The sequence below is a fragment of the Nautilia lithotrophica genome (genome assembly GCF_054656815.1).
In genome coordinates, this window is sequence record NZ_BAAHXN010000002.1 from 440,584 (window position 1) to 465,933 (window position 25,350).

Here is a 25,350-nt window from a genome sequence, read left to right on the forward strand (position 1 = left end):
TTTCTCTTTTTTGATATAATAAATAAACATATAAATTATAAAAAGGATAATAATGCCAACCAAAACGGTTGTTGAAAACGATGTTGAAATTATAATGCCTAAACTTTATAAAGTGATGTTGTTAAACGACGATTATACTACATTCGATTTTGTAATTGAAATACTTAAAAGTGTGTTTCACAAAAGTGAAGAAGAAGCAATTAATATCACTTTAAAAGTTGACAGGGAGGGAAGTGCGGCCGTAGGGGTTTACCCATACGAAATCGCACAGGTTAAAATAGAAAAAACGCATACCCTGGCACGTCAGGCAGGGTATCCGTTAAGAGCAGTAATGGAGGAGGTTTAGATGCAAATTACAGAAAATTTAAGAAATATATTTAATGAAATAGTAAACGAAGCCAAAAGAAGACAAAATGAATATATAACGGTAGATCACGCTTTTTATATTTTATTAAAAGATAAAAATATAAGATTTCTACTTGAAGATGTGGGTGTTGATGTTGATTATGTAAGAAGGGGACTTGATTATTATCTTGACAGATATATTGAAAAAGTCCCTCTTAGTGTAACACCTACAGAAACTCTTTCTTTTCACAGAGCGACTGAGAGAATGATAAACCACATTCAGGGTATTAGAAAAAATGTAGCTGATGAAATAGATTTTTTTGTGGCTCTTCTTGAAGATGAGACAAGTTACACAAATCAGCTGCTTAAAGAATTCGGAATAGAAAAAGTGGAAATTGTAGAATATATAACCGAAACAAAAGAAGAGAAAAAAGAAAGCAAAAAAAATTCACCCCTTGAAGAGTTTACGACCGAGCTTACTTCGATAGCTAAAGAGTTCGATGACGTAATAGGCAGAGAAAAAGAAATAGACAGGGTTATGCAGGTTCTTTCAAGAAGAAAGAAAAACAATCCGGTGCTTGTGGGAGAACCGGGAGTCGGAAAAACGGCAATTGTAGAAGGGCTTGCCAAAAAAATAGCCTTAAACAAAGTTCCAAAACAGCTTAAAAACAAAAAAATATATTCTTTGGATTTAGGTTCTCTTGTTGCGGGAACCAAATACAGGGGTGAATTTGAAAAAAGAATGAAAACCATACTTGATGAGCTTAAAAAAGAAAAAGAGCCTATTTTGTTTATCGACGAAATTCATATGATTGTGGGTGCCGGGGCGGCAGGCAGCAGCAGTATGGATGTGGCGAATCTCTTAAAACCAGCCCTTGCAAAAGGTGAGATCAGATGTATAGGTGCTACTACGTATGAAGAATATAAAAACCATTTTGAAAAAGATAGAGCCCTAAACAGAAGGTTTCAAAAAATAGACGTTAAAGAACCAAGCATTGAAGATACCATTAAAATTTTAAAAGGACTTAAAAGCAGATATGAAGAATTTCACGGCGTAAGGTATTCGGAAGAAGCACTTAAAAGCGCGGCAAGCTTGGCTAAAAAATATTTAAGGGAAAAATTTCTGCCTGACAGCGCGATTGACCTTATAGACGAAGCGGGGGCAAAATTTAAATTAAGAGGCAAAAAACTCATTACAAAAAGCGATATTGAAGGAATTGTCGCAAAAATCGCCAATATTCCTAAAGAGAGCGCAAGCAACAACGAAATAGAAAAACTTAAAAACCTTGAAAGCAGCTTAAGAGCAAAAGTGTTCGGGCAAGATACGGCTATAAAAGAGCTTGTCAAAGTTATAAAAAGAAAAAAAGCGGGGCTTACAAGAGAAGACAAGCCTATCGGAAGTTTTCTGTTTGTAGGGCCAACGGGGGTTGGTAAAACTGAAATTGCAAAACAGCTGGCAAATATACTCGGCATTAATTTTTTAAGATTTGATATGAGCGAATATCAGGAAAAACATTCGGTTGCAAAACTTATAGGTTCGCCTCCGGGATATGTAGGATATGAAAAAGGAGGACTTTTAACAGAAGCAATAAGAAAAAATCCTCATACGGTATTGTTATTGGATGAGATAGAAAAAGCACATCCCGATATCGTTCAGATTCTGCTTCAGGTAATGGATAATGCGACTTTAACCGATAATGACGGAAGAAAGGCAGATTTTAGAAACGTTGTGCTTATTATGACAAGTAATTTGGGTGTCGGGGAAGGTAATAACCCCGGGTTTTTACAGGAATTCAGCGAATTTAAAGAAGAGGCGATTGAAAGGTTTTTTGCACCGGAATTTATCAACAGGCTTGATGCGATTGTAAGATTTAAACCTTTATCACATGAGAGCGTATTGATGGTGGTTGATAAGTTTATAAACGAACTGCAGGATAAACTAAGCGGCAAAAAAGTAAAACTGACTCTTACAAAAAGAGCTAAAAACGCACTGGCAAAAAAAGGTTATTCGCCAAAACTCGGAGCTCGTCCGCTTGCAAGAATTATTGAAGAAAACATAGTGGAACCTTTAAGTGATGAGATACTTTTCGGGGATTTAAAAGGGGGAGGAGAAGTGAAAGTGGATTATGTTAAGGATAAATTCAATTTAAAAGTCAATAAATGATAAAGGTAAACGAAAACCCTCCTCTTTACCTTCTTGACGATTTTGAATTTCCGGATCCGTATGAACCTTTTGACGAAGGATTTGTAGGGGCGAGTTACGATCTTTTCCCAAAAAGGCTTTTAGAAGGATATTCTAAAGGTTTTTTCCCTTGGTATCAGGATGATGAAGGAATGTATCACTGGTTTGTTTTAAATGAAAGAATGCTTTTAAAAACCGATGAGGTAAAAACAACCAAAAAACTTTTACAAAAATTAAGAAGCCCTAAATGGGATTTTAAAATAAACACCAGATTTTCAGATGTAATCAGAAACTGCGCTAACGTAAAAAGAAAACACGAAAACGGCACATGGATAACAGACGGGTTTATTGAAGCTTACAGCGCTTTGCATAATTATGGATTTGCTCTTTCCGTTGAAAGTTATTATGAAGGTGAGCTTGTAGGCGGTTTTTACGGAGTGGCGATTAATAAATATTTCAGCGGTGAGAGTATGTTTCACTTAAAGCCGGATGCAAGTAAGCTTGCACTTATATATTTCTGTGATATATTGCAACAAAACGGAATAGAGTTTATAGACTGCCAGGTCCCAAGCGAACATTTGGCAAGTATGGGCGGAAAAGTGTATAAAAAAGAAGAATTTATTCCGATGATATGGGAAGCGAGCGGATATAGTAAAGTTAATGAAATCAAACCTGAAATCCGTTTGAAGATAGAAGAATAGTATTGGGCGGAGGAATTGATGCTTAAATTTAATGTATATTATGATTATGAAAACAAAAATTTGGAAGAATTTGCATTTAATTCTTTAGTAAAAGAAAAACAAAGCGGAAATATAGGATATTACCATCTTCCTGAAAACTCTTTAAAACTTCTTGAAGAACTCAATCAAATTGATATGGCGTTTGAAAAAATTGCGGTAATAGGTATAGGCGGCTCTTCTTTAGGGACAAAAGCCGTATATAGGCTTTTAAAATCAAATTATAAAAATATAAAAGAGATAGTGTTTTTAGAAAACACCGATCCTATTGAACTAAAAAACCAGTTTTCAAAAATTGACAAACAAAACACTCTTTTTTTAGTTATTTCCAAATCAGGAACTACAATAGAGACAATTTCCATTTTCAAAGCGGTTATCGATTATTTTGAGCTTGATTTTAAAGAAGACAAAATAATGATAATTACCGACCCTGAATCCTCACTTGAAAAGTTTGCAAAGCAGTATAAAATACAAGTATTCAATATTCCTCAAAACGTAGGGGGCAGATTTTCTGTTTTCAGTGCCGTGGGTATTGTTCCTTTATATCTTGCGGGATTTGACGTAAAAAAAATTTTAAAAGGCGCGGCTGATTTTTTTAAATCTTTTTTCAGTAAAAACGAATGGCATCTTATCAGAAAAGCCGCTTTTTTGTATGAAAGAAGCAGATGTTATAAAATGAACGTGGTTTTTTCATATTCTTCACTTTTAGATGAATTTAATAAATGGTATGTGCAGTTATGGGGTGAGAGCCTTGGAAAAATCAATAAAAAAGGTCAAAGGGTAGGGCTTACACCGATAGGACTTTTAGGCTCAATAGACCAGCACTCTTTTCTTCAGCTTCTGATAGAAGGACCAAGGGATAAAACCGTTACGTTTATAAAGGTTAAAAATTTTGAAAATTCATTAAAAATTCCCAATATTTCCCTGCCTTTTTTGGAAAAAACGGATTTTGTCAACGGATATACGTTTAATGAGCTTATAAACGCCCAGTGTGACGCCACAAAAGAGAGTATTATAAGAAGCGGTATAGATGTGGACGAGATTGTCCTTGAAAAACTAAATGAGGAAAATGTAGGCATGCTTCTTGTTTATTATGAACTGCTCACATCGGCGGTTGGGGCTTTATTTGAGATAAATACATACAATCAGCCGGGTGTTGAACTTGGTAAAGCAATTTTAAAAACAAAATTTAATTCATAATTTTTATTACTTTTCCGACAATTTCCGCTTCTTCCACTATTTCGCTTGGATATATTTTATTATCGGAAATAAGCTCGACTTTTCCGTCACTTCTTAAATTTACTCTTTTTACGAAAACGCCTGCGGGTGTAGAGATTACAAAAATACCTCCGTTTTGAATGTTTTTATCGGTTCTGTCTATAAAAATTATGCTTCCGTCTTTTATTGTCGGTTCCATCGAATCTCCGATTACGTTTATTGCATCAAGGTCTTTATCGATGATTTTTTTGTCTATGTATAAAATTTCGTAATTTTCTTCAAAATTAATAGCACCGCCCCCGGCACTTGCGTTTATGTCTTTGAAATATCTTATTTTTGCAAACTTTTCAGTTTCTTTTGCTATGTTTTCAATCTGCTGGTCAAATAACATCCAGTTAAGGGATATTTTTCTTTTTGCACAAAAATATGCCAGTTCTTCAAAAGGGATTTTGTTTCTTTTTTTTAGCATTGAGAGGTGTTCCGGTGTAATTCCCAAAGCTTTTGCCACGTCTTTATTTAAAACTTTTCTGTTGCCTATTTCCAAAGAAAGAATATCTTTTATTTTTTCGATAATTTTGTCAAATTCCATTAATATTCCTTAACAATTTGTTAATTTAAGCTTCAATATTATATCGATTTGTTAATATTTGTGTCAAGAAGAAAGTTGTTGAGATAATAAGGTTTATGGTTTTTAGTTAGTTAAGGTTGGATAGTTATTGGATTGGTGATTTTTTTTAAAACTTAAATAACTCACCAATCTAATAAGTGCAAAAACTTTAACAACTCTTTTATAAGGATAAATATGAAAATTCACCTGGATTTGGACTGCTTTTTCGTATCTGCCCACAGGATAGATGATAAAACGCTTTTGAATAAACCGGTAGTAGTTGTAAAAAGAAACGATAAAGAAATATTTAAAAACGAAAAAACAAAGCTTTTTAATCTTAACGAAGGTGCTTTTACGGGGGATTTGATTGTGGGGAATGAAGAGTATGACAAAAGCTATTTTTTAGAAAACGGCAGGGTAAGGGGAATAGTCGTAACGGCGAGTTATGAAGCAAGAGAGATTGGGATAAAAACGGGAACAACTTTGGCCGAAGCTCTTAGAATTTATCCGAAATTAAAGGTTTTAACGCCTGATTACAAGCTTTATCATCTGTTGTCATATAAGCTTAAGCTGTATTTAAAAAAGAAAATCCCAGTGGTGGAACAATATAGTATTGATGAATTTTTCGGGGATTTGGAAGGCTGGGTGGATGATAGTGAAGTATATGAATTTATCAACAATTTAAAAGAGGATATTTGGGATAGATTCAGCTTGCCTGTGTCGATAGGTGCGGCTAAGAGCAAATGGAGCGCAAAACTTGCGACTTCCTTTGCAAAACCAAACGGAATTAAAGTCGTAAAAAATGTGGATGCATTTATTGAAAATATTCCTATTGAAAAATTTCCCGGAATAGGAAAACGAATAGAAAAAAGATTAAAAGAAAAAGGAATATTGACTTTAGGTGATGTTAAAAGAGAGAGGGAATATTTTTATTCATGGGGTAAAAATGGAATTCAGCTTTACAACAGAGTATGCGGAACAGATAATGAAGAGGTTGTGGAAAAAAGTGAAAGAAAAAGCATAGGAATTTCAAGAAGGTTTGATCCTATATATGACAGGGGTGAGATTGTAAGAAGAATAGGCGTTCTTTGCAGGTATCTTTCATTTTTGGTTAAAAAAAGAAAAGTCAATCCAACTTTTTATTATCTAAGTATAAAATACAAACATTCCAAGAAATCAAAGGCTCATATTGCTGTTCACAGAATATTCAATGAACTTCTGCTTAAAGAGATTATGACACTGCTTTTTTACAGGGCTGATATTCAGGATGATTATATTGTATCAATTGGAATGAGCGTTTCAAAATTTAAAAAAGTAAGTAATCTTTTTGATTATCAAACGGATAAAAAAATGGAAAAATTGGAAGATGCGGTTTATAAACTCAGAAGCAAATTCGGCCTTTCGGCTTTAATTACCGCTTCTGAAATTATTTAATTTTTACTTTTCTTACTTTTTCTATTCACTTTTCTTACTTGCTCTTACTTCTTTTACTTATTATCTTTTTAAATTATTAACAGTCTGAAGCATTTCATCGCTTGTAACAATTGCTTTACTTGCAGCGTCATAAGCACGTTGTCCTGTAATTAAATCAGTCATTTCTTCCACAAGCTGAACATTACTCATCTCAACGAAACCTTGTCTAATTTCACCTGTTCCATCAAGTCCAGGGGTTGACACTATCGGGTCACCTGAAGCTGTAGTGTCGATGTAAAGATTACTGCCCAAAGAGTGGAGTCCTGCAGGGTTTATAAATTTTGCTATTTGTATTTGACCAATTTGTTGCATTTGGGTTTGTCCTGCTTCAAGAATTGAAACGGTTCCATCTGTTCCAATTGATATTTGAACAGTATCGGCAGGCAGTGTAATATTTGGCACCAATTTGTAACCATCACTTGTTACTATATTGCCTTCCGAATCAAGTTTAAAAGCACCATCTCTTGTATATGCTATTCTTCCATCAGGCAGTTGAACTTGAAAAAACCCGTCTCCCTGGATTGCAACGTCAAGATTATTACCTGTTTCTTTAAAATTCCCCTGAGAAAAAATTTTTGTAACTGCAGTAGGTCTAACACCAAGTCCTACATTTATACCTGTGGGTGATTGGGTCGTTGTAGAAGTCGATGTTCCGGCATATTCCATTGTCTGATAAAAAAGATCCGCAAATTCCGCACGCTGTTTTTTGTATCCTATTGTATTTACGTTGGAAATATTGTTTGATACGACGTCTATTTGCATTTGCTGTGCCATCATCCCTGTAGCGGCGGTATATAAACTTCTTACCATTTTAAATCCTTTTTAATAAAATCTTATTCAGAAAAGCAAAATCCATTCCAAAAATGTTGCCAGATTGTTAAAGTTAATTAAAGTTATTGAAGTTTGTTATGGTTAATTGGAATATGGGTTATTAAGGTTATGAATATTATGCTTAGTCTGGCACCGCTTATCTAAATTTTAATTTTACATTGAAACATTTTCCATTTTCAATAATTTTACGCTCTTACATTTGCGAGTTTTTCAATTGCATCTCTATTTAAATCATCCATGAACGTTGTCATAACTTTTTGATATTGCTCGACCAGTCTGTTTGTTTCTATTAAATTGGTCATTTCTCGGATAGGGTTTACATTTGATTTTTCCAAAAATCCCTGAAGTGTTGAATTATTAGAGTCAATAACGGCAGTTTCAGGTATATAATCAAACATATTGTTACCTATTTTTTTTAAAGTATTTAAATTATCTATTCTTACTATTTTAAATGTAGCAATTTTTTCATTGTTTTGATAAATATTTCCATTTTTGTCAATCGTTACAGGGTAAGAAGGTGCTAGTTGAATAGGATTGTTTTTATTATCAAGGACTTTAAAGCCGTCTTTGGTAACAAGGTATCCGTTTGCATCTAGGTTAAAATTACCTGCTCTTGTTAGTTTTTCACCACCAGGTGTTTCAATAGTAAAAAACTGATTTTTTTCTTGCAACGCAACATCAAGAGGATTTGAGGTTTTTTGCAAATCACCTATATTAAAATCAGTATATTCTTCTACAACAATCGGAACTTTATTAAGATTTCTATTAATAAATTTTGCCGCTTCTTTTGTATTATTTTCTAGGGGAAGTTCATCTCTTTTTTCACTAAATAATCTTTCAAAATCGCCGATTATTATATCGTCCTGTTTGAAACCTGCAGTATTGACATTTGCAAGGTTGTTTGATATAACATTTAGCCTATTGAATTGGGTGACCATTGCACCTGTGGCGTCATAATAACCATTAATCATGCTTTAGGCCTTTTTATAAGGCTAAGCAATAAGCGTTCCAAAAAAATTTAGTATAATTCCACTCTTAAAATGAGCGGTTTGCAATTGATAGTTTGCTATCCATTGCACACTACTCATCCAAATAAAAGGAGCATTGATGGCATTGCCAAAAGAACTCGAAAAACTCTTTAAATCCAATAAAAACGGAATAGTTACTTACGAAACGATCGTTAACATTTTACCAAAAGTTCCTACAAAGGCACAAAGCAAAGAGATTTTAAAAGCCGCAAAAGAAAACAACATTAAACTTATGACGGCAGCGGAAGTTGCCAAACTTAAAAACCTTGAAGATGTTGTTAAAAATGAAGAAGAGAGAGAAAGAAAAAAAGAAGAGCTTGCAGAAGATATTTTAAAAGATAAAGAACTTCTAGAATGGAGCAGATCCGATAGTCCTGTTAGAATGTATTTAAGGGAAATGGGTCATATTCCTCTTTTGGATAAAGACGAAGAGATTGAAATATTCAGAAGAATTCAGCTTGGTGAAGAGATTATTCTTGATGCAATTTGCTCGATTCCGTTTTTAATAGACCTTGTTCTTAAATACAAAGAACCTCTACTTAACAGAGAAAGAAGAGTAAAAGAACTTTTCAAAAACTTTGTTGATGAAGAAGAGGTTGATGATGAAGAATCAAAAGAAGGAAAAAGACAGAAAAAAATTTCAATCCGTGAAAAAAGAATCAATGAACTTTTTAAAAATTTAGAAAAAGCAAAAAAAGAGTGGGAAAAAGTGCTTGATGAATATGACCAGGTAATTAACGCCAAAGATATGGACGAGCTTGAAAGACTTCATAAAATCCTGCAGCTAACGTTTAAAAAGAAAAAAGTAAAAGAAGCACTTAACGAACTAGGTTACACGTCAAAACTTATCAATGAAATAGTTAAAACGGTTGAAACCGCTCTTAAAGGCGACAAAGATTTTGAAAAAGAACTTAAGAAAAAAGAATATAAACTGCCGTTATTTAACGAGCAGCTAAGAAAACTTCATAAAGAAATTCTAAGCAAGATTACAGAGCTTAGCAAAGAAGATATTGCAGCAATGGTGCCTGAACACACGATGGTAAACGTTTATATGGATATCAAAAAACTTGTAGAAGCTAAAAAAGCCAGTGAAAATATGTTCGGAATGGAGCCTGAAAAACTTGAAGTTATTTTAGAACAGCTAAAAAGAGGTAAAAAAATTACAACGGAAGCCAAAGAAAAAATGGCAAGGGCGAACCTCAGACTCGTTGTAAGTATCGCTAAAAAATATACAAATAGGGGGCTTCCTTTCCTTGATTTGATCCAGGAAGGTAATATCGGGCTTATGAAAGCGATTGACAAATTTGAGTTTGAAAAAGGATACAAGTTTTCAACATATGCGACCTGGTGGATCAGACAGGCAATTTCAAGAGCCATTGCAGACCAGGCAAGGACGGTTAGAATTCCTATACATATGATCGAAAACATTAATCAGATTAATAAAATAGTCCGAAAATATGTTCAGGAAGAAGGTAAAGAGCCGTCTTTGGAAGTAATTGCCAAAGAGATGAAAATGCCTATCGAAAAAGTAAAACAGATTCTAAAAATTTCAAAAGAGCCGGTATCTCTTGAAGCTCCTGTGGGAGAAGAAGAAGACGGAAAATTCGGAGATTTTATCGAGGATAAAACATTTACGAACCCTTATGAAGAAGTTGTAAACGAGGATCTTAGAAAACATATCGAAGAGATTTTAGAACAGCTAAACGAAAGAGAAAGAGCTGTTATTAAAATGAGATTCGGTCTGATGCCTGATAAGAGTGAAAGAACTCTTGAAGAAATCGGAAAAGCCCTTAATGTAACAAGAGAGAGGGTAAGACAGATCGAAAGCAGTGCCATTAAGAAGCTTAGACACCCTAACATCGGAAAGTTTTTGAAAAATTATATTGAAAGTTAAAATTGGCTTGTTTAATTGATATTCAAAAAGAAGAGGAGATTTATTCTCCTGAGTTTTTTATTGATGTAAAAAGAAACGAATGTGATTTGCCTGCTCCTAATGCTTTGGATTGGTATATAGGAGACGATAATAATGTTTATAAAATTGCATTTGATGATCAATGTGAAGCTCAAAGTATGTTTTTAAATGTTATAAAAAATAATCAATCTATTTTAAGCAATTGTTGTTTTCATAAGGATTTTTTTAAAATCTCCAGTATAAAATCTGTTGCAATAGGCAATATAAATTTGTCTTTACACAATAGAAAAAAAGGTATTGTAAAAAAGATTTTTAACAGACAAAGAAAAATCTATTTTCAATTAGGGTTTAATTATGTTTTGTTGAATTCTTTTGTTGAAAGTAGTTTTATTTGGTATAAGTTAGGTTTTAAATTTGTTGATGAAATGGATAAGCAGTATATAAATAAACTATTAAAAGAGTTTTTGGTTACAAAAGGTTTTAATGCTTTTGATATAATAAAAATGAATTTAGATAATATTAAACAAATGCATTTAGAAGGTTTTAGAGAATTTTTAGAAAAACAAAATATTGCAAAATCTATACCTATGTATCAAAAAGTGAGTTAAAATGAAAGAATATAAAGTAGTTTTAAGATTTTACGGTGTGGATGTTTTTATTGGATTTTTTATTGATTTAAATAATTATAGAATAGTAAAAGATGAAATTGAACTTGAAAGTAGTATTGAAAAATTATTACAAAAAGGAAAAATTAATTTAAAAAATGAGAAAAAAATTTTTAATGATTATGAATTTAATAGATCTAGTTTAGATATAAAAAAAATAGATTCATTAGATACGCTTTTTAAGGAAATTGAAAAATTAGGATATGAAATAGTTATAGAAGAAAATTATAAAAATTATTTCAAATTAAGAGCTGTTGGTAAATCTTTACACCCGCATATAATATCTCAAACAAACGATAATAGAATTTCAAAGTTTTTTATAGAGCTTTTTAAATCTTCTAATAATAAAACTTATGAACCTCCTTTAAAAAAGTCTGTAGGTAGTTTTAGTGTAGAAGTTTTAGATGAGATTAATAGAGAAATTACTATTAATTTTTTATCTAAAATGACTAATATGAGATTAGAGGAAAAACTTTTTTCAAAACTTGAAGAGTTAGAAAAAATCAAAGATTTGGAAAAAATAGAGATTTATGTAAAAGAAGAAAAATTTGTTTTTTCTAAAGAAAATATTAAAAAAATTATTTCATTTAATAAAAAACTAAGAGCAGAAGAAAAAACTATTATTCATATTAACATTTTAAAACTTAGAAGTTTGGATGAAAAAAATTTATCTTTTAAAGTGGATAAAAATAGAGTGATTATAATAAAATGTTTAAATGAAAGAGATTTTAAACAAATCAGAGATTATTATTTTCAACAAAAAAAGATATCTGTTGATTTAAAAGGTTATTTTACTTCTTCTAAAACATTTATGTGTGAAAATATTGTCTTAAAGGATAATTAATTGAAAAAATGGGAACTTATTGAAAAATTTTTGATTAAATTTATACAAGAAGAGATTACAAAAACCGGGCTTAAAAAGGGTATATGCGGTTTAAGCGGGGGAATTGATTCCGCCGTTGTGGCCGTCCTTGCCAAAAAGGCTCTTGGGGAAAATTTCAAAGCTTTTTTACTTCCTTCCCAGTATTCAAGTAAATCAAGCGTGGATGATGCTCTGAAACTTTGTGAAAAGTTTGATATTGAGCATGAAATAATCTCAATTGCACCTTTACTTGAAGCGTATCCTATCGATGATAAAGTAAGGTTTGGTAATTTTTCGGCACGTATGAGAATGGCAATATTATATGATAAAAGTGCAGAACTTGGTGCGCTGGTTATCGGAACGAGTAATAAAAGCGAGCTTTTACTCGGATACGGAACGCTTTTTGGAGATTTGGCAAGTGCACTAAATCCCATAGGGGATCTTTATAAAACGGAAATATTTGAATTTGCGAAATATTTAGGCGTAATTGAAGAAATAATAAACAAACCGCCAAGTGCGGATTTGTGGCAAGGGCAAAGTGACGAAAAAGAACTCGGATATGCTTATTCTCAGATTGATCCGGTTCTTATTGATTTTGTCGATAACAGGGCTACAAAAAAAGAACTTCTTGAAAAATATGACAAGGATTTGGTGGAGTTTGTATTAAAAAAAGTTTATTTTAACCAATTTAAAAGAAAGATGCCTATCATTGCCAAACTTAAAAGCAGAACGATAACGCATGACTTTTTATATGAAAGAGACGTGAAGCTTTAATTTAAAATGGAAAATGGAAAATGGAAAATTCGGCTACATAATTTTTTTGAAGAAATGCTTTTTTATCCGAAATGGTATCACTGGCCTTTAATCATTCTTTTACTTCCTTTTTCTTTAATTTATATGACTGTAATTCATTTCAAGTTTCCGAGAAAATTGGAAGATTTGGGTATTCCTATTGTATCAGTGGGAAACATTGTAATTGGGGGTAGCGGTAAGACACCATTTTCTATCGCTTTGGCTAACAAATTTGAAAAATACAGGCCTGCCGTTGTATTAAGAGGTTATGGAAGAAAGAGTAAAGGGCTTGTCGTTGTCGGCGAATGGGGTAATATTAAAACGGATGTGGAAACAAGCGGTGATGAAGCTATGGAAATCGCACTTAAAACAAAAGCGCTCGTGATTGCAAGTGAAGACAGAAAAGAGGGGATTTTAAAAGCTAAAGAATTAGGTGCCGGATTTGTTATTCTTGATGACGGATTTGACAAGCCATTTAAAAAACTCAATATAGTGCTTGATCAAAAAATTAAAAATCCTTTTTGCATACCCGCGGGTGGTTACAGATATCCGAGACTCGCCCTTCGTTTTGCCGATTTGGTATTGGAAGAAGGTAAGAATTATAAAAGAATTGTAAAATGTCCTAAAGGCGATATACTCGTTTCAGCAATATCAAAACCTCAAAGACTACTTAAGTATTGCAAAATGCCTCATAAATTTTTCCCTGACCATTATCATTTTTCATATGACGATATTGAAACATTTAAAAACAAAACAATAGTTACTACAATGAAAGATTATGTAAAACTGAAAGAATTTAACCTTGATTTAAAAGTGATTGAGTTAAATGTTGAGATTAATAAAAAGATTTTAAATCAAATCGAGCAATATTTGGTAAAATTACATAAAAAAGGCTGAAAGTGGAGATTAAAGAAAAACTAAAACAGGAAGAAGAACTTTTAGTAAAAGTATTTAAACTGGAAAAATTTATAAAAAAATATAAAAAACAGATAATAGCTGGTGTAACTATTGCAGCTTTAATATTAATAGGAAATGCCGTATATGGGTATATTCAAACTCAAAAACTGATTTCTTCAAATAATGCTTTTGATACGTTAATGCAAAACCCTAACGATAAAGCCGCCCTTGAAAAAGTAAAATCAAATGAAAATCTTTATCAGGTATATCTTCTTCAAAGCGATAAAATTGAAGATTTGCAAAAAATTACCGCACCTGAATTAAAAGCAATCGCCGCCTATAAAATAGCGATGTTAAAAGGAGATAAAAACTCTCTTGAAAATTATCTTTTAAATCCTGATTATAAAATTTTAAAAGATCCAGTAAGAGTGGCATTAATTAAAATTTATTTAAAAGAGGGCAACCGCAAAAAAGCCAAAGAAATATATGCTCAAATAACACCTAATTCAGAGTTTGCAGCTATTGCAAAATTTTTACTTCATTATGGGATTGCTAAATGAGATATTTATTATTGATTTTTTTTATTATTTTTACGGGGTGTAGTGTTAAAGTTTATGAACCGCAAAAAACAGAAACCAAAAAACTGAAAACCGAAAATTATTATAAAACTTTAAGCGAGTATACAAAAAACACCCTAACATTTTCAACACTGAAACTAAAATATGTTCCTAAAAAAGATATTTTAGATGACGGAATTAAAGTTGAAAAAGTTTATTATGACAAAAAAGGCAATTATTTAGGAAAATTTATAAAAGTAAATAACGATTTGGCTGTAAACGGAAACAAGCTGTATGTAATTTCACAGAAAACGGAATATAAACTTCCTTTTTTAATATTTGGCGCAACAAAAAAAGAAAATAATGTTGCAGTTGTTTTTGAAAACGGCAAATACGGGCTTTATGATTTAAAAGATAAAAAAATGAAATTTATATTTGAGGGTGATAGTGTTTTGAGTGTAAGATATCTGCATGCCGAGCCTCTGTTTTATAAAGATTTGATTTTATATCCGATGCTTAGCGGTAGTGTCGCTGTTGTAGAACTTGATAACGGAAATTATATAAGAAGCTTGAATATTTCTCAAAATCAGTTTAATGATAATGTGATTTTTCTAAAAATAGTAAATAACCAGCTTTTTATGGCCACACCATCCAAGCTTGTATTGTTTAATCCGTCTTTTTTAATTGATTATAAGGCTGATATTAAGCATATTATTGACAATAATGGATTTATTTATATTTTTACGGCAGATGGTAGTATTATAAAACTTGACAGCAATCTTAAAGAAATTAAAAAAATAAAACTACCTTTTGCTAGTTTTTTTGCGCCAAGCGTTTGTAAAGGCAATATCTGGAGTGTTGAAAGAGGCGGATATTTGATAAAAATCACGCCTGATCTTAATGTTATAGTATATAAAGGCAATGATTTTGATACAAGTTCGGATGCACAACTTAAGCTCGAAGGCTGTAAAATATACAATAATGACAAGGTTTTTATGATTGAGTAGGTATCTCGAAGCTTTTTTGGAATATCTGCAGATTAACAAAGGGGTAAGTAAAAACACATATGAAGCTTATAAAAGGGATTTGCTTCAATTTGAAGAGTTTATAAAAAAACCGATAGTCGAAGCGGATAATATGGATATAATCTCCTTTCTTTCCTCAATAGAAAACAAACGCTCTTTAAACAGAAAATTAAGTGCCATCAATTCTTTTTTTGATTATGCATATAAGCGTGGTATAAGTGATACGAAACATAAAATAAAACAGGCCAAAATACCGAAAAACCTTCCAAAATTTCTTACAAAAGAAGAAATTATAAGTTCGGTTGAAAATATTAAAAATGACAATTGGTTTGATTTAAGAGATAAAGCTTTGATACTTTTTATTTATGCAACGGGGCTTAGAATCAGTGAAGCATTAAATGCAAAAATAAGCGATATAGAAAACGGCTGGGTAAAAGTAGAAATGGCAAAGGGTGAGAAACAAAGGGTTGTCCCTATTGCCAAAACGGCACTGGATGCGTTAAATGAATATCTAAAAAAAAGACCATGTCAGAGCGAATATCTGTTTGTAAACAAAAACTGCAAACCTTTAAGCAGAATCAGCGCTTTTAACATAACCAAAAAGTATTTAAACGTTTCACCTCATGTGTTAAGACACTCTTTTGCCACGGCTTTAGTGCTAGGCGGTGCAGATTTGAGAGTGGTTCAGGAATTATTGGGGCATGCTTCTTTAAACACCACACAGATTTATACCCATATTCAAAAAGAGAATTTAAAAGATACGGTTTTAAAATACCATCCTCTTGAAATAATGGAAAATTGAAAATGGAAAATGGAAAATTTAAAGATTTAATAGAACTTCTTAGAAAAAACAATATTATTTGCAAAAAACTAAATGAAATTAAATTAAATACAAGAAAAAGATTAAAAGCGTATTTGGGTGTGAATTTAAAAAACGAATACTGCTTTGTTTTAAAACTTGAGAAAAAAAGCAGGTTTTTAAGCAAAGATATTGATGTTTTGTATGAATTTATGCCAAAAGAGATAAATTTCAGATACAAAAAGAAAATATTAATTTTAAACGGGCCGATTTGCTCTAAAGCAAAAGAAAAAATAAGTGATTGGAAAATAATCAATGGTGCTGGTTGATATAGGTAACACACATTTTCATATTTGGCAAGACGGAAAAATAAATCATTTTAAAAAGATTCAGAGTTTTAAAGATGATGTTTATTATATTTCTGTAAATAGGCAAAAAGAGCTGGAATTGTTGGCATTAAATCCTAAAGCCGTCAACATTAAAGATTATGTAAAATTTGATACCGATTATAAAGGTCTTGGAATTGACAGAATTATGGCTTGCAAAAGTATAATTGATGGAGTGGTTGTGGATGCGGGAAGTGCAATAACGATTGATATAATGCAAAAAGGCTTTCATAAAGGCGGAATTATAATGCCGGGTATTTATGCATTTAAAAAAGCTTTTGGTACAATTTCAGAAGTTTTAAAATTAAATGAAAAAATAATTACTGATGAAAAATTACCAAACTCTACCAATGATGCCCTTAATATGGGAAGTGTAGGGGCGATTAAATGCATAATTGAAAAATATGCAAAAGAAAAAAATCTTTTTTTTACCGGAAGTGACGGAAAATTTTTATCAAAGATGTTTTCAAATGCCGAATATATTGAAGATCTGGTATTTAGAGGTATGTTGATTACAATTAAAGAAATGGAGAAAAAATGAGTTTGACGATTGCTTTGCCAAAAGGTAGGATAGCCGATGAGGTATTAGGAATTTTTAAAAAAATCTTTAATGAGGATTTTGAATTCGAAAACAGAAAGCTGATATTAAAAAAAGCGGGTTTTACTTTTCTAAATGTTAGAAACTGGGATGTAGCGGTATATGTTGAGAATCAGGCGGCGGATATAGGGGTTGTTGGATTTGATGTTTTACAAGAGCTTGAAAGTGATGTTTTGGAACTTATGGATTTGGGACTTGGAAAATGTCGTGTGAGTGTTGCAGGCATAAAAAATGATGAAAGTTATAAAGACAAAACCGAAATCATAGTGGCAAGCAAACTTCAAAACATAGCCAAAAAATATTTTTCCAAAAAAGGCATACCTGCAAGCGTAATTAAACTTAACGGATCAATAGAGCTTGCACCTCTTGTGGGATTAAGCGATGTAATAGTTGATATCGTGGAAACCGGAAATACACTAAAAGAAAACGGACTTGAAGAAAAAGAAGTTATTATGACTTCAAGTGCAAGACTGATAGCAAACAAAAATTCGTTTATTGAGAAAAAAGAAAAAATTATTGATATTCTTGAAAAAGTAAAGGCGGTTCATGGGGCTTGAACTTTATGGGAAGATTGAAGATCTTTTTTTAGATAAAGAAGCGGCTCATATTTTATGGAGTAAATTTATATCCATTCTTATTAATCTTGATGTAAAAAACGTTTTGGATATCGGATGTGGAAGCGGCGATTTTTGTGAACTTGCAAATTTAAGCGGTTTGAAAGTAAAAGGAATCGATTTAAGCAGGACGCAGATTGAAAGGGCCAAAAGTAAATGCGACTGCGAAGTAAAAAATGTTTGTGATATGAATGAAAAATTTGATGCGGCTGTAGCAATATTTGATGTCATTAATTATATGAATGATAAAGAATTAATAAAATTTTTTGAATGTGTGGAAAATGTTGTAGAAAGATATTTTATTTTTGATGCAAATAGTTATTTTGCAATGAACGATCTGGCTATCGGAACACTGAAAGCTGAAGACGAAAACAGGTTTGGGGTTTTATATTCCGATTTTGAGGATGATATATTAACGACAGAAATTACACTTTTTGAAAATGATAAAGGCTGTTATAAAAAATCTCAGGCAAATATAATTCAGTATTATCACAGCGTGGAAAAATTATGTAAATTTACCAGTATGAAATTAATAAACAAAATTCCCGTTTCTTTATACGGAAGCGGGGAAATAGAAAAATGGATTTTGGTGTTTGAGAAATAATTATTTTGCTTTGAAGCTTTCTTTACTGACGCAAAAATCCGGAACGAAACATTTTTCACATTTTGGATTTTTGGCAGTGCAGATATAGCGTCCAAACAGCACAAACCCCTGATGAAGCTCGTTTAAATCTGTTTTGAACGCTTCAATCAAATCTTTTTCAGTCTGTTCAACCGTTTTAGCATCAGTAATTCCGAGTCTGTGAACCACTCTAAATACATGGGTATCAACAGCCATTCTGTTTTCACCGTGCAGTTCTATCAAAAACACGTTTGCAGTTTTGTTTCCGACTCCCGGCAGTTTTATTAACTCTTTATGCTCATGCGGTATTTTGCAGTTATATTTATCTCGAACGATTTTTGCCATTTCTATAATGTTTTTTGCTTTATTGTTAAAAAAAGAACATGATTTTATAATTTCTTTTACATCATCTATATTTGCACATGCCAGTGATTTGATATCCGGGTATTTTTTAAAAAGTTCAGGAGTAATCATATTAACTCTTTTATCTGTGCATTGTGCACTTAAAATAATTGCAATTAAAAGTTCATAATCGTTTTTATAATTAAGCTCCGTTTGAGAACCTTTATAATGCTTCAAAAAACGTCTTTTAATTTCTTCAAGTTCTTCAGGTTTTCTTAAAACCATTAAATTCCTTTTTTTTAGTAATTATATCATACGATACATTTTACTTTCCCACTTAACAACTTCTAAACTTCGCTACTTCACGACTATTTTATAGTATAATAACAAATATTTTAGCAAAGGAGAATTATGGCTGGACATAATAAATGGTCTAAAGTAAAACATATAAAAGCAAAAGAAGATGCTAAAAAAAGTAAAATTTTTACTAAACATGTTAGGGCTATTATGACCGCTGCAAGACAGGGCGGCGGAAATCCTGACACAAATGCGGCTTTAAGACTTGCAATTGAAAGAGCAAAAGCAGATTCAATGCCAATGCAAAATATTCAAAGAGCAATCGACAAAGCTACGGGTAATCTTGACGGGGTTACTTTAAGCGAAGTGAGTTATGAAGGGTATGGTCCAGGCGGTGTAGCTATTATGGTGGAATGCCTAACCGATAATAAAAACAGAACCGTTGCGGAAATCAGACACGCATTCAAAAAAGCGGGCGGAAGCTTGGGAACCAGCGGAAGCGTTGCCTGGATGTTTGAAAAAAAAGGTGTAATTGTCGTAAACAGAAGCGATAAAGACGACGAAGTTATGGAAACAGCTATTGAAGCGGGTGCAGAAGATATAAAAGAACTTGATGAGGTGTTGGTAATAGAAACGGCACCTGAAGAGTTTAATAATGTATTAGAAGCGGTAAATAATATTGATGGAATTGAAATTATTGAAAGTAACGTTCAGCTTGTGGCTACAAATGAGAGCGAAGTTGATGATGAAACAGCTGAAAAAGTTGAAAAACTTATAGAAGTATTAGAAGAACTTGATGATGTTCAAAATGTTATTCATAACATGGCTTAATTAAGATAAAATTAACGTTAAACAAATACAATTAATAAAATTAAAAAATAAGGAGAATTTATGAAGAAAATAGTTTTAGGCGGATTAATAGCGGCAGCAGCATTTGCATTTCCTGGAATGCAAGGTGGTATGGGAAATGCTGCAATAACTGGAAAACCTATGAAAGGTTTAAATGATAATACTGTGGTTGCGACTATTGATGGTAAAAAAGTTACTGTTAAAGATATTAATAACTTTTTACAGGGAATGACGGCTGATAACAGAATCAGACTTCAGGATCTTCCGGCTCAGCATGTTGGTCAGTTTGTAAAACAATATGTTGATACTATGGTTTTATATAAAAAAGCTAAAGAAGTTGAAAAAACACCTCAATTTCAGGCGCTTGTTAAAAAAATGGCAGTTGATTACTGGCTTAAACAAAAACTTAATACTATGAAAATTTCTGATGCAGAAGTTAAAAAGTTTTATGAAGCAAACAAAGATATTTATTTCAAAACTACACCTAAAGTTAAAGCAAGACATATAGTTGTAAAAGACGAAAAAACAGCTGAAAAACTTATTAACGAACTTAAAGGTTTAAAAGGTAAAGCTCTTGAAGAAAAATTTGCTGAACTCGCTAAAAAATATTCAACTGGACCTACGAAAGTAAACGGAGGTGAACTTGGATGGTTCGATCCTAAACAGATGGTTCAGCCATTTGCGGAAGCTGTAAATAAAATGAAACCGGGTGAACTTACCCTAAAACCGGTTAAAACAAGATTCGGATATCATGTAATTTTAGTAGAAGAGAAAAATGAGAAAAATTATATGCCTCTAAATGAAGTTAAACTTCAAATCATTGAATATCTAAAAAGAGAAAAACTTCAAAAAGAGATCCAAAAACTTAAAGATTCTTCAAAAGTTGATATTAAAGTTAAATAAGGAGGCTTAAATGGATTTTAGTTTTGTAAAGCCTGGAGTTTTAAGCGGATCTGAAGCGGCAAAAGTTCTTGACTACTGCAAGGAAAAAGGTTTTGCCCTTCCGGCAATAAACGTTGTTGGAACGAATTCCGTAAATGCCGTTATGGAAGCGGCAAAAGAGGTGAATATGCCGATTATTATTCAATTCAGTAATGGCGGGGCACATTTCTGGGCTGGAAAAGGTCTTGATAACGACGGGCAAAAAGCAGCCGTGCTTGGTGCTATTGCAGGTGCCAAACATATCCATACATTGGCTGAAGCTTACGGAATACCAGTTATTTTACATACCGATCATGCAGCAAGAAAACTTCTTCCATGGATTGACGGGCTTATAGAAGCAAACGCTAAACATAAAGAAAAATACGGAAAACCTCTATTTAGTTCACACATGCTTGATTTAAGCGAAGAGCCTTTGGAGCAAAACGTTCAGACATGTAAAGAATATCTTAAAAAATTAAGTGCGCTTGATATTATGCTTGAGATTGAACTTGGTGTAACAGGCGGTGAAGAAGACGGCGTAGACAATACCGGAATTGAAAATTCAAAACTTTACACCCAGCCTGAAGATGTTGCGTATGCGTATAAAGAGCTTAGCGAAGTAAGCGATCTGTTTACAATTGCGGCAAGTTTCGGAAATGTTCATGGTGTTTATAAACCGGGACACGTAAAATTAGAGCCTATAATTCTTAAAAATTCTCAGGAATACGTAAAAAAAGAATTTAATCTAAACGATGAAAAACCTATCAGATTCGTATTCCACGGCGGAAGTGGAAGCGAGCTTAGTAAAATTCATGAAGCTATTGATTACGGCGTTGTAAAAATGAATATTGATACCGATACTCAGTGGGCTTTCTGGAGCGGTGTTAAAGGGTATATTGAAAAATTTAAAGATTATCTTCAGTCTCAAATAGGAAATCCTGAAGGTGAAGACAAACCTAACAAAAAATATTACGATCCGAGAAAATGGCTAAGAGAGGGTGAAAAATCTATGAAAAACAGAGTAATCGAAGCTTATAAAGATTTAAGAGCGATTTAATGAAAAATAAAATTTGGAGAATAGAAAATTCTCCAATTACCCCTTTTTTCTTCAAAAACACTTTCTATCACATAAAAAGAGACGATTTATTAGATCCGATATTCAACGGCAACAAAGCAAGAAAGTTTTATTATTTTTTAAACAATGAATTTCCTGATATTAGAAGAGTTATATCGTTTGGCTCCAACCAGTCCAATGCTATGATGAGTTTAAGCGAGCTTTGCAAAATAAAAAAATGGGATTTTGTTTATTATACAAATCATATTCCAAAGATTTTAAAGCAAAATCCTGAAGGTAATTATTTAAAAGCCCTGCAAAACGGAGCAAATATAATACAAACGGAACTTTCAGGCGAAAAACTTATTAAGTTTGTCAAATCTTTAAAAGACAAAGAGACATTGATAATTGAAGAAGGCGGAAGGGTTAAAGAGAGTGAATTCGGAATAAAAAAACTTGCCAAAGAAGTGAATGAATATGCACTTAAACATAACCTGAAAATATTTCTTCCAAGCGGCACAGGAACTACTGCTTATTTTTTATCAAAACATGTAAACGTAGAGGTTATGACAGTTCCATGCGTTGGTGATGAAAATTATTTGAAAAAGCAGTTTAAATGGCTTGGCGGAGGTAAAATTCCTACAATTCTTAAGCCTCGTAAAAAATATCATTTTGGAAAATTGTATCCGGATCTCTATAATTTATGGAAAGAATTAAAAAATTCAGGTATTGAATTTGACCTTCTTTATGATCCGATAGGATGGGATACGTTATTATATTATGGTTTAAAGGATGTATTATATATTCATCAGGGTGGAATATTGGGAAATTCTACAATGATTAAAAGATATGAAAGAAAATTAAACAAATCAAAAATTTAAAAACTACTTTTTATTTTCAAAAAATTCTAAATGTTTTAATTATGTAACATTTTTGGACATTTTTATTACAAATAGTATAAGTAATAATTATATGCTTTATAAATGAATATTCATTTGTTATTATTTTATTATTGCAATATTTATTTGGAGGGTAATATGGATCTTTTTATTACGATGAGTATCGTGTTGCCTTGGATTGTCGCACTGGTGATCTATTTGGCAAAAAACGATTTTCTTACCAATGTTTTGACATCTGCAATGCTTCCGATTCTTGGGTTTTTTGCGTGGATGGTATATGCAAGCGGTGATTTGCCTTATTTGATGGATACACCGAATTGGGTAAATTATTTAATTACAATTTATGATTTCGGACTTTTGGGATATTTTCTGTATCAGGGTGTGAAAAACAGAAGTATGTTGGTATCTGCTTTAGCAATTCTTCAATTGGTGTTATTAATTATTGTTGTTTTAATGATTGAACATTCAGTTACTGCAAATATATATGTGGACAAACTTACCGCGTTTATGTATATGATTGTAGCTATTGTTGGTGTTCCTATTGCTATTTTTTCAACTAAATATATGGAATATGACGAAAAAGGGAAACACAGCTTTGTGGCTATTTTAATCTGGTTTTTGGGTGTTATGAATTTTGCCGTTAGTGTAAATAATATCGAATGGTTTTTTGCACTTTTCGAAACGACTACACTTGCGTCGTATGTGCTTATTAGATTCAGAATGGATAAAGAAGCTGTAAATAATGCCGTTTTGGCTTTATGGATGAACCAGATAGGAGGGGTTGCAATACTTTTTGCACTGCTTACGTTTATAAAAACAAGCGGAATGTATCATTTTACGGATCTTTTAAACGCCGATCCTAAAGTAATTTCACTTGCAGCTTTAGGATTTCTGTCTTTAAGTGCTTTAGTAAAAGGTGCTCAGATGCCGTTTCATAAATGGCTTTTAGGTGCCATGGTTGCACCTACGCCGGTAAGTGCTATTTTACATTCGGCTACAATGGTAAAAATTGCACCTTATCTGCTTCTTAGAATTTCACCTGTCATCAAAGGGACTCTTTTAGCAAAACTTTTAATTATTACTACCGGATTTGTTTTTGTTGCTGCAGCAGTCATTGCTCTTACACAGGATAATTTCAAAAAAATACTTGCGTATTCAACTATTTCACTGCTTGGGCTTATGATGCTTGCAGCTGTAGTTGGAACGCCGATTGCGATTACTGCAAGTTTAATTTTAATTCTTTTCCATGCGTTTGCAAAAGGGTTTTTATTTATCGAAGCCGGGGTTTTGGAAAAAGTGTTTCATGTTAAATACATTAAAGAGATGAGAAGACTTATTGAAAGAGCGCCGCTTACGCTTATGTTTATATTTTTTGGATTTTTAAATATGACATTTGTGCCGTTTGGAACATTTATAGGTAAATGGATTATGATAGAAGAGGCCAGTGGATTTTTAAGTCATGGAAGTTATGTGCTTTTAATTTTATATGTTGGCGCTGGAAGTGCGTTTTTAAGTGTTTTATACATGAAAGTTTTGGGTATAAGTGTTAGAAAATCACACGGAATTGAAAAAGTAAAACTTCTGCCGCTGCCAATTAGGTTTAATTTCGTTTCAGTTTGGTATTACATATGGTTGCTTGCATTAACAGTATTTATAGCTCCTTTTATAGCAAATCAGATAGTTCCGATCGCACATGAATTAAGCTCGGCTTCTGTGAATATTTATGCGGATAATCTCTCACTTGTAATTAACAATTCCACACTTTATTTCTGGCAGATTATGGGGGCATTGGTAATTCTTTTACTTATCCATGCTTTGCCGTTTTTCGTTCATTTCAAAAATGTTGATACGGCTATGCCTTATAACTGCGGGGAAGCATTTCCGAGACACATTGAAACATACAACTTCGTATGTATTTCAAAATATGAAAATTATCTTATTGCGTTTAGTATTGCTCTGTTTGTAATGGTGTTAGTTCTTGGAGGAGGTTTATTATGAAGTTTGAAACGTTAATGCTACTTTTAACTCTTTTCGCCCCAATTATCGGAGGATTCGTTTACGGGGTTGAGAGAATAGTGAAAGCAAGAATGCAAAGCAGGGTGGGGCCTCCTTTGATGCAGCCGTTTTATGACTTTTTTAAATTAATGGATAAAAGACCTTTAATGGTGCATTCCCTGCATGCTGTTATGGGAATTATGTATTTTATAGCGTGCTGGTTTGCACTTTTGGTTCTGTTTTTGGGTAATGATTTATTGGTGGCAGTATTTTTCCATGTAATAGCTGTGCTTGCGTTAACTATCGGGGCTTTTAGTGTAAGGAGCCCTTACAGCGTAATAGGTGCTATGAGAGAACTTATGCATATGATTAGTTACGAACCTTTAATGGTGTTAATGGTGGTTGCGTTTTATGAAGTGGTTGGAAGTTTTAATTTAAAGGATATATTAAATTATGAGGGAATTCCTTTATTACAACTGCCGGTAGTATTTGTCGCTTTTGTGCTCGCAATACCTATGATGCTTCACAAGTCTCCTTTTGACGTAGCCGAAGCCCATCAGGAATTAATAGGCGGTCCTGAAATAGAATACAGCGGTCCTTTTTACGAGGCGGTTTATACAGGTAAATGGATTGAATATGTATACGTGTTTTTCTTTGTGTTTTTATTTGGTGGAAGTCATTACTGGTTAGGGGCGCTGCTGGTATTGTTTGTATTTTTATTCGTAAATGCGCTTGACAATGCTACAGCAAGGCTTGATTTCAGAAGAATGGTTAAATTCAGCTGGTTTGTGCTTATACCGATTTCGGCTCTTAATATCATCTTTTTGGCATTATGGAGGTAGT

Annotated in this window: 27 protein-coding genes; 23 read left to right on the forward strand and 4 right to left on the reverse strand. The window is 32.6% G+C overall.

The window, feature by feature from the left end:
* Window positions 1-52: 52 nt before the first annotated feature.
* Genes ACYQ19_RS06840 through ACYQ19_RS06855 form a run of 4 tightly spaced genes read left to right on the forward strand, consistent with a single transcriptional unit; the run spans window position 53 to window position 4,464 of the window.
* Complete coding sequence (locus ACYQ19_RS06840) at window positions 53-346, forward strand: ATP-dependent Clp protease adaptor ClpS (protein ID WP_459978688.1); 294 nt, start codon at window positions 53-55, stop codon at window positions 344-346.
* The gene (clpA, locus tag ACYQ19_RS06845) at window positions 347-2,509 is read left to right on the forward strand and encodes an ATP-dependent Clp protease ATP-binding subunit ClpA (RefSeq protein WP_459978689.1); all 2,163 of its coding nucleotides are present in this window, start codon (window positions 347-349) and stop codon (window positions 2,507-2,509) included.
* Window positions 2,506-3,228: a leucyl/phenylalanyl-tRNA--protein transferase gene (aat, locus tag ACYQ19_RS06850; protein ID WP_459978690.1), complete on the forward strand. Its 723-nt coding sequence runs from the start codon at window positions 2,506-2,508 to the stop codon at window positions 3,226-3,228. Before clpA ends, aat begins: the two co-directional genes overlap by 4 nt.
* 18 nt (window positions 3,229-3,246) lie before the next feature.
* Window positions 3,247-4,464, forward strand: coding sequence for a glucose-6-phosphate isomerase (locus ACYQ19_RS06855; protein ID WP_459978691.1), 1,218 nt, complete (start codon window positions 3,247-3,249; stop codon window positions 4,462-4,464).
* Here the strand turns inward: ACYQ19_RS06855 and ACYQ19_RS06860 are convergent.
* Window positions 4,454-5,071, reverse strand: coding sequence for a S24 family peptidase (locus tag ACYQ19_RS06860; protein ID WP_459978692.1), 618 nt, complete (start codon window positions 5,069-5,071; stop codon window positions 4,454-4,456). The two genes, ACYQ19_RS06855 and ACYQ19_RS06860, sit on opposite strands and share 11 nt — an antisense overlap.
* Before the next feature lie 213 nt (window positions 5,072-5,284).
* Between ACYQ19_RS06860 and ACYQ19_RS06865 the strand changes: the two genes are divergently transcribed.
* Complete coding sequence (locus ACYQ19_RS06865; RefSeq protein ID WP_459978693.1) at window positions 5,285-6,523, forward strand: Y-family DNA polymerase; 1,239 nt, start codon at window positions 5,285-5,287, stop codon at window positions 6,521-6,523.
* A 60-nt stretch (window positions 6,524-6,583) separates the two neighbouring features.
* Here the strand turns inward: ACYQ19_RS06865 and flgG are convergent, their stop codons facing one another.
* Together flgG and flgF are read right to left on the reverse strand one after the other, a co-directional pair.
* Window positions 6,584-7,372 carry a flagellar basal-body rod protein FlgG gene (flgG, locus tag ACYQ19_RS06870; RefSeq protein ID WP_459978694.1) on the reverse strand — a complete coding sequence of 263 codons (789 nt, stop codon included), beginning with the start codon at window positions 7,370-7,372 and terminating at the stop codon, window positions 6,584-6,586.
* Window positions 7,373-7,578: 206 nt separating this feature from the next.
* Entirely contained in the window at window positions 7,579-8,364 is a 786-nt protein-coding gene (gene flgF / locus ACYQ19_RS06875) for a flagellar basal-body rod protein FlgF (protein ID WP_459978695.1), read from the reverse strand.
* Between the two features lie 136 nt (window positions 8,365-8,500).
* Between flgF and rpoD the strand changes: the two genes are divergently transcribed.
* From rpoD to ACYQ19_RS06935, 12 genes are read left to right on the forward strand one after another with little or no spacing between them, the layout of a single operon-like run.
* Window positions 8,501-10,315 carry an RNA polymerase sigma factor RpoD gene (gene rpoD / locus ACYQ19_RS06880; protein WP_459978696.1) on the forward strand — a complete coding sequence of 605 codons (1,815 nt, stop codon included), beginning with the start codon at window positions 8,501-8,503 and terminating at the stop codon, window positions 10,313-10,315.
* Between the two features lie 2 nt (window positions 10,316-10,317).
* Window positions 10,318-10,941, forward strand: a complete 624-nt coding sequence (locus tag ACYQ19_RS06885; protein WP_459978697.1) for a hypothetical protein — start codon at window positions 10,318-10,320, stop codon at window positions 10,939-10,941.
* A 1-nt stretch (window position 10,942) separates the two neighbouring features.
* Complete coding sequence (locus tag ACYQ19_RS06890) at window positions 10,943-11,842, forward strand: hypothetical protein (protein WP_459978698.1); 900 nt, start codon at window positions 10,943-10,945, stop codon at window positions 11,840-11,842.
* On the forward strand, window positions 11,843-12,634 hold the full coding sequence (locus ACYQ19_RS06895; RefSeq protein ID WP_459978699.1) for an NAD+ synthase: 792 nt from the start codon (window positions 11,843-11,845) through the stop codon (window positions 12,632-12,634).
* A gap of 6 nt (window positions 12,635-12,640) precedes the next feature.
* Window positions 12,641-13,549 carry a tetraacyldisaccharide 4'-kinase gene (locus ACYQ19_RS06900; RefSeq protein ID WP_459978700.1) on the forward strand — a complete coding sequence of 303 codons (909 nt, stop codon included), beginning with the start codon at window positions 12,641-12,643 and terminating at the stop codon, window positions 13,547-13,549.
* 2 nt (window positions 13,550-13,551) lie between these two features.
* On the forward strand, window positions 13,552-14,109 hold the full coding sequence (locus ACYQ19_RS06905; protein ID WP_459978701.1) for a tetratricopeptide repeat protein: 558 nt from the start codon (window positions 13,552-13,554) through the stop codon (window positions 14,107-14,109).
* Entirely contained in the window at window positions 14,106-15,113 is a 1,008-nt protein-coding gene (locus ACYQ19_RS06910; RefSeq protein WP_459978702.1) for a hypothetical protein, read from the forward strand. Before ACYQ19_RS06905 ends, ACYQ19_RS06910 begins: the two co-directional genes overlap by 4 nt.
* Window positions 15,106-15,933, forward strand: coding sequence for a tyrosine-type recombinase/integrase (locus ACYQ19_RS06915; RefSeq protein WP_459978703.1), 828 nt, complete (start codon window positions 15,106-15,108; stop codon window positions 15,931-15,933). The genes ACYQ19_RS06910 and ACYQ19_RS06915 overlap by 8 nt, the downstream gene beginning before the upstream one ends.
* A gap of 2 nt (window positions 15,934-15,935) precedes the next feature.
* Window positions 15,936-16,259, forward strand: a complete 324-nt coding sequence (locus ACYQ19_RS06920; RefSeq protein ID WP_459978704.1) for a hypothetical protein — start codon at window positions 15,936-15,938, stop codon at window positions 16,257-16,259.
* Window positions 16,246-16,857, forward strand: coding sequence for a type III pantothenate kinase (locus ACYQ19_RS06925; protein WP_459978705.1), 612 nt, complete (start codon window positions 16,246-16,248; stop codon window positions 16,855-16,857). The genes ACYQ19_RS06920 and ACYQ19_RS06925 overlap by 14 nt, the downstream gene beginning before the upstream one ends.
* Window positions 16,854-17,471 carry an ATP phosphoribosyltransferase gene (gene hisG, locus ACYQ19_RS06930; RefSeq protein WP_459978706.1) on the forward strand — a complete coding sequence of 206 codons (618 nt, stop codon included), beginning with the start codon at window positions 16,854-16,856 and terminating at the stop codon, window positions 17,469-17,471. Before ACYQ19_RS06925 ends, hisG begins: the two co-directional genes overlap by 4 nt.
* Entirely contained in the window at window positions 17,461-18,132 is a 672-nt protein-coding gene (locus ACYQ19_RS06935) for a class I SAM-dependent methyltransferase (RefSeq protein WP_459978707.1), read from the forward strand. The genes hisG and ACYQ19_RS06935 overlap by 11 nt, the downstream gene beginning before the upstream one ends.
* Here ACYQ19_RS06935 and nth read toward each other — a convergent pair whose 3' ends face one another.
* Entirely contained in the window at window positions 18,133-18,777 is a 645-nt protein-coding gene (nth, locus tag ACYQ19_RS06940) for an endonuclease III (RefSeq protein ID WP_459978708.1), read from the reverse strand. It abuts the gene before it with no gap.
* 126 nt (window positions 18,778-18,903) lie between these two features.
* Between nth and ACYQ19_RS06945 the strand changes: the two genes are divergently transcribed.
* From ACYQ19_RS06945 to ACYQ19_RS06970, 6 genes are all read left to right on the forward strand, one after another.
* Entirely contained in the window at window positions 18,904-19,620 is a 717-nt protein-coding gene (locus ACYQ19_RS06945; protein WP_459978709.1) for a YebC/PmpR family DNA-binding transcriptional regulator, read from the forward strand.
* A 60-nt stretch (window positions 19,621-19,680) separates the two neighbouring features.
* A complete protein-coding gene (locus ACYQ19_RS06950) occupies window positions 19,681-20,541 on the forward strand; it encodes a peptidylprolyl isomerase (protein ID WP_459978710.1) in 861 nt (286 codons plus the stop codon).
* 10 nt (window positions 20,542-20,551) lie between these two features.
* Window positions 20,552-21,616: a class II fructose-bisphosphate aldolase gene (gene fbaA, locus ACYQ19_RS06955; protein ID WP_459978711.1), complete on the forward strand. Its 1,065-nt coding sequence runs from the start codon at window positions 20,552-20,554 to the stop codon at window positions 21,614-21,616.
* Window positions 21,616-22,494 carry a 1-aminocyclopropane-1-carboxylate deaminase/D-cysteine desulfhydrase gene (locus ACYQ19_RS06960; RefSeq protein WP_459978712.1) on the forward strand — a complete coding sequence of 293 codons (879 nt, stop codon included), beginning with the start codon at window positions 21,616-21,618 and terminating at the stop codon, window positions 22,492-22,494. The genes fbaA and ACYQ19_RS06960 overlap by 1 nt, the downstream gene beginning before the upstream one ends.
* A gap of 156 nt (window positions 22,495-22,650) precedes the next feature.
* Window positions 22,651-24,510: a proton-conducting transporter transmembrane domain-containing protein gene (locus tag ACYQ19_RS06965; protein ID WP_459978713.1), complete on the forward strand. Its 1,860-nt coding sequence runs from the start codon at window positions 22,651-22,653 to the stop codon at window positions 24,508-24,510.
* A complete protein-coding gene (locus tag ACYQ19_RS06970; protein WP_459978714.1) occupies window positions 24,507-25,349 on the forward strand; it encodes a respiratory chain complex I subunit 1 family protein in 843 nt (280 codons plus the stop codon). Before ACYQ19_RS06965 ends, ACYQ19_RS06970 begins: the two co-directional genes overlap by 4 nt.
* Window position 25,350: the final 1 nt, after the last annotated feature.

Bases quoted from the DNA above. Each gene is read 5' to 3' on its own strand.
- ACYQ19_RS06840 (WP_459978688.1), top strand. From the start codon at position 53: ATGCCAACCAAAACGGTTGTTGAAAACGATGTTGAAATTATAATGCCT.
- clpA (WP_459978689.1), top strand. From the start codon at position 347: ATGCAAATTACAGAAAATTTAAGAAATATATTTAATGAAATAGTAAAC.
- aat (WP_459978690.1), top strand. From the start codon at position 2,506: ATGATAAAGGTAAACGAAAACCCTCCTCTTTACCTTCTTGACGATTTT.
- ACYQ19_RS06855 (WP_459978691.1), top strand. From the start codon at position 3,247: ATGCTTAAATTTAATGTATATTATGATTATGAAAACAAAAATTTGGAA.
- ACYQ19_RS06860 (WP_459978692.1), bottom strand. From the start codon at position 5,071: ATGGAATTTGACAAAATTATCGAAAAAATAAAAGATATTCTTTCTTTG.
- ACYQ19_RS06865 (WP_459978693.1), top strand. From the start codon at position 5,285: ATGAAAATTCACCTGGATTTGGACTGCTTTTTCGTATCTGCCCACAGG.
- flgG (WP_459978694.1), bottom strand. From the start codon at position 7,372: ATGGTAAGAAGTTTATATACCGCCGCTACAGGGATGATGGCACAGCAA.
- flgF (WP_459978695.1), bottom strand. From the start codon at position 8,364: ATGATTAATGGTTATTATGACGCCACAGGTGCAATGGTCACCCAATTC.
- rpoD (WP_459978696.1), top strand. From the start codon at position 8,501: ATGGCATTGCCAAAAGAACTCGAAAAACTCTTTAAATCCAATAAAAAC.
- ACYQ19_RS06890 (WP_459978698.1), top strand. From the start codon at position 10,943: ATGAAAGAATATAAAGTAGTTTTAAGATTTTACGGTGTGGATGTTTTT.
- ACYQ19_RS06900 (WP_459978700.1), top strand. From the start codon at position 12,641: ATGGAAAATGGAAAATGGAAAATTCGGCTACATAATTTTTTTGAAGAA.
- ACYQ19_RS06910 (WP_459978702.1), top strand. From the start codon at position 14,106: ATGAGATATTTATTATTGATTTTTTTTATTATTTTTACGGGGTGTAGT.
- ACYQ19_RS06920 (WP_459978704.1), top strand. From the start codon at position 15,936: ATGGAAAATGGAAAATTTAAAGATTTAATAGAACTTCTTAGAAAAAAC.
- ACYQ19_RS06925 (WP_459978705.1), top strand. From the start codon at position 16,246: ATGGTGCTGGTTGATATAGGTAACACACATTTTCATATTTGGCAAGAC.
- hisG (WP_459978706.1), top strand. From the start codon at position 16,854: ATGAGTTTGACGATTGCTTTGCCAAAAGGTAGGATAGCCGATGAGGTA.
- ACYQ19_RS06935 (WP_459978707.1), top strand. From the start codon at position 17,461: ATGGGGCTTGAACTTTATGGGAAGATTGAAGATCTTTTTTTAGATAAA.
- nth (WP_459978708.1), bottom strand. From the start codon at position 18,777: ATGGTTTTAAGAAAACCTGAAGAACTTGAAGAAATTAAAAGACGTTTT.
- ACYQ19_RS06945 (WP_459978709.1), top strand. From the start codon at position 18,904: ATGGCTGGACATAATAAATGGTCTAAAGTAAAACATATAAAAGCAAAA.
- ACYQ19_RS06950 (WP_459978710.1), top strand. From the start codon at position 19,681: ATGAAGAAAATAGTTTTAGGCGGATTAATAGCGGCAGCAGCATTTGCA.
- fbaA (WP_459978711.1), top strand. From the start codon at position 20,552: ATGGATTTTAGTTTTGTAAAGCCTGGAGTTTTAAGCGGATCTGAAGCG.
- ACYQ19_RS06960 (WP_459978712.1), top strand. From the start codon at position 21,616: ATGAAAAATAAAATTTGGAGAATAGAAAATTCTCCAATTACCCCTTTT.
- ACYQ19_RS06965 (WP_459978713.1), top strand. From the start codon at position 22,651: ATGGATCTTTTTATTACGATGAGTATCGTGTTGCCTTGGATTGTCGCA.
- ACYQ19_RS06970 (WP_459978714.1), top strand. From the start codon at position 24,507: ATGAAGTTTGAAACGTTAATGCTACTTTTAACTCTTTTCGCCCCAATT.